At 73.8% G+C, this 12409-nt stretch carries 11 protein-coding genes and 1 pseudogene; 5 read left to right on the top strand and 7 right to left on the bottom strand.

Features of this window, described 5'->3' with window-relative positions:
- Positions 1-129: 129 nt before the first annotated feature.
- From BKA00_RS22055 to BKA00_RS22045, 3 genes are read left to right on the top strand one after another with little or no spacing between them, the layout of a single operon-like run.
- Complete coding sequence (locus BKA00_RS22055) at positions 130-1971, top strand: protein kinase domain-containing protein (RefSeq protein WP_230298657.1); 1842 nt, start codon at positions 130-132, stop codon at positions 1969-1971.
- Positions 1971-3668, top strand: coding sequence for a serine/threonine-protein kinase (locus BKA00_RS22050; RefSeq protein WP_185027848.1), 1698 nt, complete (start codon positions 1971-1973; stop codon positions 3666-3668). Before BKA00_RS22055 ends, BKA00_RS22050 begins: the two co-directional genes overlap by 1 nt.
- 22 nt (positions 3669-3690) lie before the next feature.
- The gene (locus tag BKA00_RS22045) at positions 3691-5379 is read left to right on the top strand and encodes a serine/threonine-protein kinase (RefSeq protein ID WP_185027846.1); all 1689 of its coding nucleotides are present in this window, start codon (positions 3691-3693) and stop codon (positions 5377-5379) included.
- A gap of 467 nt (positions 5380-5846) precedes the next feature.
- Here BKA00_RS22045 and BKA00_RS39145 read toward each other — a convergent pair.
- The 6 genes and pseudogenes from BKA00_RS39145 to BKA00_RS22020 form a co-directional block, all read right to left on the bottom strand.
- A pseudogene (locus BKA00_RS39145) lies at positions 5847-6194 on the bottom strand (DUF6114 domain-containing protein); the annotation flags it as partial.
- A 4-nt stretch (positions 6195-6198) separates the two neighbouring features.
- The gene (locus BKA00_RS22040; protein ID WP_185027844.1) at positions 6199-6816 is read right to left on the bottom strand and encodes a DUF6230 family protein; all 618 of its coding nucleotides are present in this window, start codon (positions 6814-6816) and stop codon (positions 6199-6201) included.
- A gap of 260 nt (positions 6817-7076) precedes the next feature.
- Positions 7077-7688, bottom strand: coding sequence for a response regulator (locus BKA00_RS22035; RefSeq protein ID WP_185027842.1), 612 nt, complete (start codon positions 7686-7688; stop codon positions 7077-7079).
- 89 nt (positions 7689-7777) lie between these two features.
- A complete protein-coding gene (locus tag BKA00_RS22030) occupies positions 7778-8443 on the bottom strand; it encodes a response regulator (protein ID WP_185027840.1) in 666 nt (221 codons plus the stop codon).
- Positions 8440-9711, bottom strand: coding sequence for a sensor histidine kinase (locus BKA00_RS22025; protein WP_185027838.1), 1272 nt, complete (start codon positions 9709-9711; stop codon positions 8440-8442). The genes BKA00_RS22030 and BKA00_RS22025 overlap by 4 nt, the downstream gene beginning before the upstream one ends.
- 157 nt (positions 9712-9868) lie before the next feature.
- The gene (locus BKA00_RS22020; RefSeq protein ID WP_185027836.1) at positions 9869-10741 is read right to left on the bottom strand and encodes a cytochrome P450; all 873 of its coding nucleotides are present in this window, start codon (positions 10739-10741) and stop codon (positions 9869-9871) included.
- Positions 10742-10974: 233 nt separating this feature from the next.
- Between BKA00_RS22020 and BKA00_RS22015 the strand changes: the two genes are divergently transcribed.
- A complete protein-coding gene (locus tag BKA00_RS22015) occupies positions 10975-11127 on the top strand; it encodes a hypothetical protein (RefSeq protein ID WP_185027835.1) in 153 nt (50 codons plus the stop codon).
- 93 nt (positions 11128-11220) lie between these two features.
- On the opposite strand, the gene BKA00_RS22010 is transcribed toward BKA00_RS22015, so the two are convergent.
- Positions 11221-11844 carry an NAD(P)-dependent oxidoreductase gene (locus BKA00_RS22010; RefSeq protein WP_185027833.1) on the bottom strand — a complete coding sequence of 208 codons (624 nt, stop codon included), beginning with the start codon at positions 11842-11844 and terminating at the stop codon, positions 11221-11223.
- Positions 11845-11945: 101 nt separating this feature from the next.
- On the opposite strand from BKA00_RS22010, the gene BKA00_RS22005 reads away from it, so the two are divergent.
- Entirely contained in the window at positions 11946-12332 is a 387-nt protein-coding gene (locus tag BKA00_RS22005; protein WP_185027831.1) for a winged helix-turn-helix transcriptional regulator, read from the top strand.
- Positions 12333-12409: the final 77 nt, after the last annotated feature.

Below are 12409 nucleotides of genomic sequence, written 5' to 3'. Positions count from 1 at the left end.
TCACGTCTCCGTCCCCGCGCGCCCGTCCCGCGGCGAACCACGCGGTGATCTCGGGCGTCGTACGGGTAAGGGGATGTGGCTTGCACTCTCAGTCCAAGGTTGTCAGCAAAAGTCGATATGGTCGCGGATATGCCAAATGAACCCACCGGTGAGCGGTTGCTCGCCCGCCGCTACCGCCTGGTGACCCAGGTCGGCCGAGGCGGCATGGGGACGGTCTGGCAGGCGCACGATGAGGTCCTCGGTCGTGACGTTGCGGTGAAGGAGGTCATCCTCCCGCATGGTCTCACCGATGAGGAACGCGCCGTGCACCACAAGCGCACGTTCCGTGAGGCCCGCACCGCGGCCAGGCTCAGCCACCCCGGCGTCGTCGCCGTCTACGACGTCGTCGAGGAGGACGACCGCCCCTGGATCATCATGGAGCTCATCAAGGCGCGCTCCCTGGACCAGGTGATCAAGCAGGACGGGCCGATGGAGGCGCGCCGCGCCGCGGAGATCGCCCGGCAGATGCTCGCCGCGCTGCACGCCGCGCACGAGGCCGGGGTGCTGCACCGCGACGTCAAGCCGAGCAACGTGCTGATCACCGGCACGGGGCGGATGGGCGAGCGCGCCGTGCTCACCGACTTCGGGATCGCGACCGCCTCGGGCGACGCCACCCTCACCCAGACCGGGCTCGTCATGGGCTCGCCCGCCTACATCGCGCCGGAGCGGGCCCGCGGCCGCGTCGCCGGCCCCGCCTCCGACCTGTGGTCGCTGGGCGTCACCCTGTACGCGATGCTGCACGGCAAGTCGCCGTTCGAGCGCCCCGAGCCGATGGCCGCGCTGGTCGCGGTGATCTCCGACGAGCCCGACCCGCCGGAGAAGGGCGGCCGGCTCGTCCCGGTCATCGAGGGCCTGCTGCGCAAGAACCCCGACCAGCGGATGGACGCGATCGAGGCCGGCCGGATGCTGGACGACATCGTCCGGCAGGAGACCATCGACACGCAGCGGACGATGGCCGTCGAGTACCCGGTCGACGAGGCGCCGGGCACGCAGACGACCATGCCGGAGGCCCCGGGCGAGTCGCCCCGCCCGGCGGACGCCGGCGCCCGGCCCGACCAGCTCACCAGCTTCGACCTCCCGAGGGGCGCGCCGAGCGCGCCGGAGACCGCGAACCCCGCCGAGACCGCGCCCGACTCCGACCGGGTCCGCTCGTGGCGGCCGGGCCCCGGCACCCAGCCCGCCGGGCGGGTCACGGCTCCGAGCCGGGGCCCCGAGCCCGGGCCGGACACCCACTTCCCGCCGACGACCCACCACCCCTCCGCCGGACGGCCGGCGCTCGCGTCCAACCGCAACGTGCTGGTCATCGCCGGGGTGGTGCTGCTCGTCATCCTCGTCATCGCGGGGATCGCGCTGGCCAGCAGCGGCGGCGACGACGACGGGAAGGGCGCGAAGAAGAGCGCCTCGACGCCGCCGGTCACGGGGAAGGCGTCCTCGTCCTCCCCGGTCAAGTCGAAGAACCCGAGCCCGGCGCTCCCCGCCGGGTTCAGGACGCACGACGACCGCAGCGGCTACTCCGTTCCCGTCCCCAAGGACTGGAAGGGACCCGAGCGCAAGAACGGCGGCGACTTCTTCTACGCCCCCGGACGCAAGACCTACATCCAGATCGACCAGACCGACGACCCCGGCCCGAGCGCGATCGACGACTGGCGGCGGCAGGAGCGGGGCGGCTCCGGCTGGCCCGGCTACGAGAAGCTCAGGATCGCCGCGACCGGCAACCACCCGCCGGTGCCCGACACCGGGAACGGCGACAAGTCGGCGGACTGGGAGTTCACCTACGACGGCGACGGAGGCCGGGTGCACATCCTCAACCGAGGGTTCGTGACGAAGGGGCACGGCTACGCGATCCTGCTCCGGGCCCCTGACGGCGACTGGGACGAGGTGTACTCCGAACTCCAGCCGGTCTACCGGTTCTTCAAGCCCGCGGACGCCTGATGGAGGGGCGGCTGCTGGCCGGTCGGTACCGGCTCGAATCGGTCGTCGGACGCGGCGGCATGGGCACCGTGTGGCGCGCCACCGACGAGACCCTCCACCGCGAGGTCGCGGTCAAGGAGGTCGTGCTGCCCGCCGGCCTGAGCGACGAGGAGCGCGAGAACCGGCACCGCCGGACGCTGCGCGAGGCCCGCGCCTCGGCCAGGCTGAACCATCCGGGCGTCGTGACCGTACACGACGTCGTGGACGAGGACGGCCGGCCGTGGATCGTCATGGAGCTGGTGCGGGCCCGCTCCCTCCAGGAGGTCGTCGAGGAGGACGGCCCGCTCCCGCCCGGACGGGTCGCGACGATCGGCGCGCAGATCGCGGGGGCGCTGCGGGCGGCGCACGCGATCGGCGTCCTGCACCGCGATGTCAAGCCGGCGAACGTGCTGGTCACCGGCGACGACCGGGCCGTGCTCACCGACTTCGGCATCGCGCAGGTGGCGGGCGACGCCACCCTCACCGGCACCGGGCTGATCATGGGGTCGCCCGCGTACATGTCCCCGGAGCGGGTGAACGGCGATCCGGCGATCCCCGCGTCCGACCTGTGGGCGCTCGGCGCCACCCTCTACGCGGCGACGGAGGGCAGGGCGCCGCACCACCGCAGCGACGCGATGGCGGTCCTCGCCGCCGTGATGACGCAGGACGTCCCGCCGCCGAAGAACGCGGGGCCGCTGGCGCCCGTCATCACCGGCCTGCTGGAACGCGACCCCGTCCGGCGGATGACCGGGGACCGGGCCGAGGCGGCGCTGAAGGCGGTCGCCTCCGGGCACGCCGCGGACGCGGCCGCCGCGCAGATCGCCGCGAACGAGGCCGCCGCCGCGGCCGCCGGCGCCACCTGGACCGCGACGCTCCCCTCCGGCGGATCGTCCGCATCGGCGCAGCCGCCCGCGCAGGCGTCCGTTCCGGTGCCCGTCCCGCCCGAATCGACGGATCACTACCCGCACGGAGCGGGCACGCAGTGGACGCAGGGGCATTCGCCCGCCGCGCCGCCGCGCGGGAAGTCACCGGTGCTGCCGGTCCTCGCCGGCGTCGTCGTGGCGGCGGCGGTCCTGGCGATCGCCGCGTTCGCCCTCTGGCCCGAGGACTCCTCGGCCCGAGGGCCGGAGAGGTCGCAGGCGCCGCAGGCCGCCGGGCAGACGACGTCCACCCCGCCGAGCACGCCGACCGTGGCCTCGGACGACCCCGCCCCCTCGCCGAGCGCGAGCAGGCGGCCGGTCCCCCCCGGGCTCGTCCCCGCGCGCGAGAGCGGCTTCACGATCGCGGTCCCGCGCGGGTGGCGGCGCTCGCTCCAGGGCAACAGCGTCATCTGGACCGACCCCGCGTCCAGCGCCTACGTGCAGGTCGACCGGACGGTGTGGTCCGGCGACCCCTACGAGCACTGGGTCACCTGGGAGCGGGAGGCCATCGCCGACGGCAAGCTCCAGGGCTTCCAGCGGATCGGAGAGATCACCCGCACGACCGTCGCCGGGCGTCCCGCGGCCGACATCGAGTTCACCTGGTCCCGCTCGGGCGGCACGCGCGCGAGGGACCGCGGCGTGATGGTGAACGGCCGGCCCTTCGCCGTCGTGGTGGCGGTACCCACCTCCCAGTGGAACGAGAACGAGGCACTCGTGAACAATGTGCTCGACACGTTCCAGCCCTCCGGGGTGGGATGACCAGTGGGGGGACCTTCTAGAGATGGCACAGGCACGTCTGCTCGGTAACCGCTACCGGCTCGACTCGGTGGTCGGCCGCGGCGGCATGGGCACCGTGTGGCGCGCCTTCGACACCATGCTGGACCGCGAGGTCGCGGTGAAGGAGGTCGTGCTCCCGCCCGGCCTGAGCGAGTCGGAGCGCGCCGTCCTGTACGAGCGGACGTTCCGCGAGGCCCGCGCGTCGGCGCGGCTGAACCACTCCGGGGTGGTGACGGTCCACGACGTCGTCGAGGAGTCGGACCGGCCCTGGATCGTGATGGAGCTGGTCCTCGCCCCGTCGCTGCAGGACATCATCGAGCGCGGCACGATGGAGCACCGCCGGGTCGCCGACATCGGGCTGCAGATGCTCGGCGCGCTCCAGCACGCCCACCAGAAGGGCATCCTGCACCGCGACGTCAAGCCCAGCAACGTGCTGGTCACCGACAGCGGCCGGGCCGTGCTCACCGACTTCGGCATCGCGCAGATGGAGGGCGACTCGACGCTCACCCAGACGGGCCTGGTCATGGGGTCGCCCGCCTACATCGCGCCGGAGCGGGTGCAGGGCGAGCGCGCGGTCCCCGCGTCCGACCTGTGGGCGCTCGGCGCCACGCTGTACGCGGCCGTGGAGGGCCGCTCCCCGTACGAGCGGTCCGACGCGATGTCGTCGCTGCAGGCCGCGCTGACCGAGCCCGTGCCGCCCGCGCGGAACGCGGGGCCGCTCGGCCGGGTGCTGGAGGGGCTGCTCGCGCGCGAGCCGTTCGGCCGGATGACGGCGGCGCAGGCGCTGCCGCTGCTCACCCAGGTCGCGGCCATGCCGCGGCCGTCCCCGCCGGTGCCGTCGCGGGCGAACGAGACGATGACGGACGAGCCGTCCGTCCGCTACCTGCCCGACCGCGCCTCGGAGACCGTCCTCGACCCCGACGACCTCGACCCGGTCACGCGCCGGGACGCGGGGGACGGCGCCCGCCGGGAGGGGCCGCGCCACGACCTCGGCGAACCGGAACCGGTGACCCGCCGCGATCCGGCCCGGTTCCAGGACCGCGGCGCCTCGCACGGGCCGCCGCCGGCCCCTCCTCGGCCGGAGCCGGAGCCGCGGACGCTGCTGGAACCGGAGTGGGCGCCGCCGCCCCCGTCCCAGCACCCGTCCGTGCAGCAGCCTCCGTCCCAGCACCCGTCGGTGCAGCATCCTTCCGTGCAGCTGCCGGCGGTGCGGCAGCCGCATCCGAGCCTTCCGCCGCAGACGCCTCCGCCGTGGGAGCAGCCGCAGCAGTACACGAACTGGCAGCAGCCTCCGCCGCCGCCCGTCCACGACCGGCCCGCCGGTCGCGGGGAGCGCCGCAAGACGCTGGTGGTCGTCACGGTCGCGGTCGTCCTCGTCGTGGCGGCGGTGCTGCTGGGCGCCTTCATCCTGCGCGGCAGGCTGGGCACCGGCGCGCTGGGCGGCGCGCCCGGTCAGCCGGAGGCGAGGCCGCCGATCTGCGCCCCGCCGGCGGTGACGGCGGGCTGCTCGGAGACCACGTCCGTCATCACCATGGAGGGCGGCGTCAGCGGCGGAGGCGCCGCCGGGGTGAAGGTCACCGGGATTCCCAGCAGCTTGGACGACATCTTCGTCGTGTACATGACGACGTCGCCGGTCAGCGTCAGGCTGCCGGTGCGGGTCCGGGCGGTGGCGCCGCCGCGCGCGGCCGTCTGATCGACGTTCTTCAGGACGGCCTTGGACATGCGGAACTTCAGCGCCTTCACGGTCCCGCCCGCCGAGGGGAGTGAGGCGACGCCGTCGTAGCTGAGCCCCGACATCGTCAGCGAGTCGGCGCGCAGCGTCCCGGCGTCGGTGTAGAGGCGCGGCCCGGTGCCCGCGTCCTTGGCCGGGGCGGGCGTGGCGGTCGGCGACGGCGTGGCGGTGGGCGTGGGGCCGGGCGCGGGGGTCGCGCTGGTGCTGGGCCGCGGGGACGGCGCCTGGCTCGCGGACGGCGTCGCCGAGGGGGAGGGCGTCGCCGAGGAGGACGGCGACGGTGACGGGGCGAGCAGGTGAATCCCCAGGACGGCCGGGAGCGCGAGGGCCGTCAGCCGCCCGCCGCGCGGCGCCGCGTGCACCCCGGGGCGGCCGTCCCGCGGCGTCGCGCCCGGCCGGGGCCTGTCCGGCGCGGGCGACCAGGCGAAGCCGAGGGCGCCGCCCAGCAGGCCCAGCAGCATCCCGACGAGGAACCCGCCGAAGTTGGACGTGAGGAACGACGCGAGCGACAGCAGCACCGCGAGGATGCCGTAGAAGCTCCGCTGGGCGGGCTGGAGCCACATCAGCACACCCGCGGTGACGAGCAGCGCGCCGATGAGCCAGCTCGCCACCCCGGCCATGCCCTGGTGGACGATGAGCGGCATCGGGGCCAGCGGGATCGCGACGAGCTCGACGCCGCCGAGGACGGCGAACACGCCTCCCCAGAAGGGGCGTGTCCGCCGCCAGCGGCGGAATCCGCGCGGCGCGCGGGGAGCGGTGGGGGCGGAGTAGTTCATGGCCTCAGAAGCACTCGGCGCCGAGCTTCATGCTGAGGTCGTTCAGCTTGAAGGTCCCGGCGGTGGTCGCCCACGCGACCTGCCTGACGTTGCGGAGCTCGACCGTGGACGCCTGCTGCCCGAACATGCCGGCCGGGCCCCGGGCGCCGTCCGGGCCCTTGTCCAGGGTGCTCGCGTCCCGGCCGATCTCGATGCCGGAGAACGTGGCGTCGGCGTTGAGCTGCTCCACGTCCAGCACGAGGTCGTTCGCCTCGACGGGCTTGTCTCCGGTGCCGGCGGTCAGCCGCAGGGTGAACGGGCCGACCTTCACCGACTGGCACATGTCGCGGATCTGCGCGGACCTGATGGCGGAGACCTGCACCGGGTGCTTGGCGCCGTCCTTGCTCTCGTCGACCCCGCCGTACTGGACGAAGCCCTGCCCGCTCAGCGAGGCGGCGCTGACCTTGAAGCTGCCGCCGGAGACGGCGAAGGAGGAGGCGACCGCGCCCTGCGCGGTCATGAGGACCAGGGCGCCCGCGCCGGCCACGGCGGGGGCGGCGATCGCGGCGAACCGCTTCCAGCGGACGCGGCCGGGCGCGGCGTCGGTCGCGGCGTCGGGCGCGGCGTCGGGCGAGGGGGACATGGGGGCCTCCGGGGGGTCGTGGTCCGGGGGGACCGCGGTGACGCGGGTCACTGGTGTGACGCAGAGTGCAAGTTACCCCCAAGTACTTACTTGCGACAAACCGGACAAGCGTCACCAAAGGTAAAGATTCCAGTTCGGTGACCTGCAAGATCATGTTCTTGGGAGTCGGCCGCCCCGGTGGGCGTGAGGGCCGGACGTGGCTACGGAAAGTAGCCGACGATGGGCGCGGGAACCCCGCCCCGGTCAGGGAGGGGAGAGGTTCAGCCGCCCGCGGCCAGGGCGTCGAGCGCCGTCCGCAGGTCGGCGACGTGGGCGTCCAGCTCGTCGGCGGGCTCGCCGGACCGCAGCCGGGCGACGTCCGCCTCGATACGGGCGACCCGCTGGTCGAGGGCCGCCAGGAGCCGGTCGCACCCCGCCGGGGTGGCCCCGCCCTCGCCCTCCTCCAGCGTCTGGCGCAGCAGCCGGGCCTGCTGCTGGAGCTGCTGGTTGCGGCGGTGCAGCTCGACGAACACCGACACCTTCGCGCGCAGCAGCCACGGGTCGAACGGCTTGGTGAGGTAGTCGACCGCGCCGGCCGCGTAGCCGCGGAACGCCTGCTCCCCGGCGCCGCCGCCCGCGGTGAGGAAGATGATCGGGACGTCCCGGGTGCGCGGCCGGGCCTTGATGTGCTCCGCCGTCTCGAACCCGTCCATCTCCGGCATCACGACATCGAGCAGGATCAGCGCGAAGTCGTCGTTCAGCAGCTCTTTCAGGGCGGCCTGGCCGGAGGTGACCGACACGACCTCGACCGGAAGCGCGTCCAGTACGGCCGCGAGGGCGGTGAGGTTCTCCTCACGGTCGTCGACGGCCAGAATCCTCGCGTCGTGCGGCACCGGACTCCCTCACGTCGGTGACGGCCTGTGCCGTCCACCCTGTCATGGTCCTGCGGGGGAGGACAGTGAATCCCCGCAGAGTAAAATTTCTAGGGCAGCCAGCCCGGTTTGACCAGCCCCGACTCGTAGGCGAACACCACGAGCTGCGCCCGGTCGCGCGCCCCGAGCTTCACCATCGTACGGCTGACGTGCGTCTTGGCCGTCGCGGGGCTCACCACGAGCCGGGCCGCGATCTCCTCGTTCGACAGTCCCTCGCCGACCAGCGCCATGACCTCCCGCTCACGCTCGGTGAGCGCGTTCAGGCGCGGCGAGGGCGCGGGCTCCTTGGCCCGCGCGGCGAACTCGGAGATCAGCCGCCGGGTCACGCCGGGCGACAGCAGCGCGTCCCCGTCCGCGACGGCCCGGACGGCGTGGATCAGCTCCACCGGCTCGGTGTCCTTGACCAGGAACCCGCTCGCCCCGCCGCGCAGCGCCTCGAACACGTACTCGTCCAGCTCGAACGTGGTGAGGATCACGATGTGCACGCCGTCCAGCCGCTCGTCGGAGGCGATCCGCCGGGTCGCCTCCAGGCCGTCCAGGCCGGGCATGCGGATGTCCATCAGGATGACGTCGGGACGCAGCCGGCGGGCCAGCGCCACCGCCTCCTCGCCGTCGCCCGCCTCCCCGGCGACCTCGATGTCGGGCTGGGCGTCCAGCAGCGCCCGGAACCCGGCCCGCACCAGCACCTGGTCGTCGGCCAGCAGCACCTTGATCATCGCGCGTCCTCCTCGGGCCCGGCCGGGCCGGCGTCCAGCGGCAGCCGCGCCCGCACGGCGAACCCGCCGGCGGGCCGCGGACCGGCCTCGAACGCGCCGCCGAGCGCGGCGGCCCGCTTGCGCATGCCGCGGATCCCGCTGCCGCCCGGCCGGTCGTCCAGCGGGGACGCGCCCCGGCCGTCGTCCTCGACCTCCACCACGATCTCGTGCTCACCGTAGGCGATGCGGACCCGCGCCGTCACCGGGCCGGGGCCGGCATGGCGGGTCACGTTGGTCAGCGACTCCTGGACGATGCGGAACGCGGCCAGGTCGGCGCCCGCGGGCAGCGGCCGCCGCTCCCCGGTGACCTCCGCCTCGACGTCCAGGCCCGCCGACCGCGCGCGGGCCAGCAGGTCGTCGAGCCCGTCCAGCCCGGCCGTGGGGGCGCGGGGCGCGGTCTCGCCCTGCGCCCGCAGCGCGCCGATCACCCCGCGCATCTCGGTGAGCGCCTCCTTGCTGGCGTCCTTGATGGCGGCGAGCGCCGTCCGCGCCTGCTCGGGGTTCTCGTCCATCAGGTGCAGCGCCACGCCCGCCTGCACGTTGATCATCGAGATGTTGTGCGCGAGCACGTCGTGCAGTTCGCGGGCCATCCGCAACCGCTCCTCGCTGGCCTGGCGGCGCTCCTCCTCGGCGCGCGTGCGGGCGGTCTCGGCGGCGCGCTGCCGGCTCATCCGGATCAGCTCGGCGGTGACGAGCACCACCAGCGCCCAGCCGACCACGAAGCTCGACCCGCCGAGCGTCGGCTCCTCCACCGGGAACGCGCCGCCCTGGCCGCGCTCGGCGGCCGGGACGCCGATCAGCGCGGTGAGGCCGAAGAACGCGGCGAGGCCGATGCCCGTCCCCGCCCAGACCAGCAGCCGGTGCCCGGCGACGACGGCCGCCATCATCGCGACGGCCAGGGCCAGCGGCGCCGGGCCGTAGGTGTAGGCGCGCAGGAAGTACAGGGCGGTCACCGCCGCGGTCGAGCACACCGTGAACACCGGGTGCCGGCGCCGGAGCAGCAGCAGGACGGGCCCGGCGAGGAGCAGCGCGAAGCCGAACGCGTCCAGGTCGGTGTGCCCGAGGGACTCGCTCCCGTGCTCCCACGGCGGGCCGCCTGACCGCCCTCCCGACGGCCGGTCGCCCTGCGCGCCCAGCGACCCGCCGACCTGGAGGAACGCGACCAGCAGCGGGACGACCCACACCGGCCACGCGGCGGGCCGCGGCCAGCGCGGCGGCGAAGTGCTCATTCCTGCACGTTAAGTCATGGGCCCGCGGGGCCACGTCGGCCCTGAGGAGGCAGCGCGCCTACTCCGCGGGAGGTATCCGGACCAGCAGGATGAGCAGGCTCAGCGTCCCCGGGCTCGTGAGTCCCACGCGTCTACTACGACCGAGGGGCGGAAAGGTTCAGCCGATCCAGCGGACGGGCAGGTGCGCGAAGCCGTGCCGGGCGCTGGACCGCAGCATCACCGGCTCGCCCGCCGGCCGCGGAAGGCCGGGCCGTTCGAGCAGCGCGGCGAGGAGGGCGCGCAGGTGCACCCGCGCGAGCCGCGCCCCCAGGCAGGCGCGGTGCCCGAACCCGAAGCACAGATGGGGCGGGCCGTCCCGCAGGAACCGGTCGGGGACGAAGCGCCCCGGGTCGGGGAACACCGCGTCGTCGTGGTTCGCGGACACCAGCCACAGCATGGCCTCCTCGCCCGCGAGCAGCGGCACGTCGCCGATGACCGTGTCGCGCCGCACGGTGCGCCGGACGTGCAGCACCGGCGTCCACCAGCGCAGCATCTCCTCGACCGCGCTGTCGAGGAGCCGCTCGTCCCGCCGCCCCTCGCGGAGCCGGACGTACTCGGCGGGGTGGCGCAGCAGGGCGTGCAGGCCGCCGGCGAGGGTGTTGCGCAGCGTCTCGGGAAGGTCCCGGGCGACCTCGCGGACGAAGTCCACCTTCTCCCGCGACGGGATCCGCGCCAGCATCGCCTCCACCGGCGGGTCCATGTCGATCAGCTCGTCCTCGCCCGGCGGCTCGTCCCCGCTCAGGGGCCCGTGCACGACGCCGTCGACCTGCGGGGAGAACAGCTCCGGATGCGCGAGGGCGTGCCGGACGTCGCGGTGGCGCAGCACGGCCCAGGCGCCCGGCCGTCCCGCCGTGCGCCCGTCCAGCCACACCACCGGCGTCCGCGTCCGGAGCCGTTCGAGCCTGTCGTAGGGGACCCCGCGGACGTAGGCGTCCGGGCAGTCGAGGACCCCCGCGTCGGAGACGGGCAGCGTGCCTCGCCGTTGAGGCATGGGAACCTCCTCTACGAGGCAGACGCTAACGCGTTACGGCCGAACCCTGAAGGGCCGGTTTCGGCCGTGCCCCGCGAAAACCCCGCCGAAACGGCACGCGGCCCCCCTAACGCACCACTCCGCCCATGGTTCGGGTGGACCGCACGAGGACGGGCATTTCCGATACCAGGATTTTGATCACCTTGTGGTAGGTTTAGGCCCTGCTCAATGGGGGTTTTAAAGGGGTGCGCGGGTTGAACCGCAGGAAGCTCGGCCTCGCGGCCGTCGCGTTCGTTCTGGTCATCGGTGTGATGGAAGTGCTGGCCCTGAGGCTCGGGTCTCTGGAGTTCTCCCTCCCGTCGAAATCCGACCATCCGGCCGTAGCCGACCAGCAAGGCGGCAAGTAACGACACCAGCCCTGGGCGGGGTCCCGCCGGTCTCCTCGAAACGGCGGATGTGCTCGGCGACCCGGGCGTTCGGGCTGTCGCGGACCTCGGGCATCACGCCTCCCGGACGCTGACCGCGGCCCCATGGTGGCGGGGCGCCTCGATCTCGTCGAGAAGCGCGATCGCGAAGTCCGCGTACGTGATCCGGCTGGACGGGTCGCCGTGCTCGGCGACCCGGTACCGGCCGGTGCGCGCGCCCTGATGGTCGAAGTCACCCGCGGGAGCCACGTACGCCCAGTCGAGGTCGCTGTTTCGGAGCTCCTCCAGGCCCGCCGCGTGGCCGAGGTAGAACGAGCGGTACTCGTTGGGGTAGCCGGGCTCGTCCATCAGGGGAGCGCCGGACGCCCCCGGCATGATCGATGCGAGGCCGACCACCACCAGGCGGCGCACGCCCGCCTTCCCCAGGCCGGTGCCGAGGGCACGAGCCGACCCGGTGAAGAAGTCGTGCGGGGCCACCCTCAGGTCCGCGGCCGCGCTGACGGCGGCGTCCTGCCCGGCGGCCGCCCGCTCGACGCTCTCCGCGTCCGTGACGTCGCCCGCCACGACCCGCACGTCGGTCAGGTCGCCGTGACCCGCTGGGTCGCGCACCACGGCGGTGACCTGGTGGCCGCGCCGGCGTGCCTCGGCCACGGCCTGCCGCCCGGCCCGTCCACCCGCACCGAAGACCACGATGTTCATAACAGACCCCTCTCACCAGGGTCGGAGCCCCTGTGCCCGACCACTGCGCGGACGCTATCGGGGGCCCTGGTTACCGCCGGGATACCGGCTATCGTGAGGCCATGAGGGAACCCCTGCCCGCCGACATGTTCGACGAGCTGTGCCCGTCCTCGCTCAACCCGATCCGATTCGGTGACAAGTGGGCCGGGCTCATCATCCGCTGCCTTGAGAATGGGCCACGCCGGTACTCCGAGTTGCGCGTGCCGCTCAGCCGCGTCACCCCCAAAGTCCTCACCCAGTCGCTGCGGTCCCTCGAACGCGACGGCCTGGTCAAGCGCACCGTCTACGCCGAGGCCACCCCGCACGTGGAGTACGAACTGACCCCGCTGGGCCGCAGCATGCTCGAACCGATAGCAACCGCCTGCGCCTGGGCGGAAGAGCATTGGGACGAACTCCTAGAAGCCCGCGAGGCGAACACGACCGCCCTCCACCTCCACCGCACCGCATAACGGCTGTCACCGGAGAAACCGTGCTGGAGAAATTGCCGGATGGTCTGTGGGCCACTCCGTATGTCGGTGCGCGCTTT

This window comes from Actinomadura coerulea, from assembly GCF_014208105.1.
GTDB lineage: Bacteria > Actinomycetota > Actinomycetes > Streptosporangiales > Streptosporangiaceae > Spirillospora > Spirillospora coerulea.
The sequence above is the reverse complement of the archived record's forward strand: the minus strand, read 5'-3'. Positions and strand labels throughout refer to the sequence as shown.

Bases quoted from the DNA above. Each gene is read 5' to 3' on its own strand.
- BKA00_RS22055 (WP_230298657.1), top strand. From the start codon at position 130: ATGCCAAATGAACCCACCGGTGAGCGGTTGCTCGCCCGCCGCTACCGC.
- BKA00_RS22050 (WP_185027848.1), top strand. From the start codon at position 1,971: ATGGAGGGGCGGCTGCTGGCCGGTCGGTACCGGCTCGAATCGGTCGTC.
- BKA00_RS22045 (WP_185027846.1), top strand. From the start codon at position 3,691: ATGGCACAGGCACGTCTGCTCGGTAACCGCTACCGGCTCGACTCGGTG.
- BKA00_RS22040 (WP_185027844.1), bottom strand. From the start codon at position 6,816: ATGTCCCCCTCGCCCGACGCCGCGCCCGACGCCGCGACCGACGCCGCG.
- BKA00_RS22030 (WP_185027840.1), bottom strand. From the start codon at position 8,443: ATGATCAAGGTGCTGCTGGCCGACGACCAGGTGCTGGTGCGGGCCGGG.
- BKA00_RS22025 (WP_185027838.1), bottom strand. From the start codon at position 9,711: ATGAGCACTTCGCCGCCGCGCTGGCCGCGGCCCGCCGCGTGGCCGGTG.
- BKA00_RS22020 (WP_185027836.1), bottom strand. From the start codon at position 10,741: ATGCCTCAACGGCGAGGCACGCTGCCCGTCTCCGACGCGGGGGTCCTC.
- BKA00_RS22010 (WP_185027833.1), bottom strand. From the start codon at position 11,844: ATGAACATCGTGGTCTTCGGTGCGGGTGGACGGGCCGGGCGGCAGGCC.
- BKA00_RS22005 (WP_185027831.1), top strand. From the start codon at position 11,946: ATGAGGGAACCCCTGCCCGCCGACATGTTCGACGAGCTGTGCCCGTCC.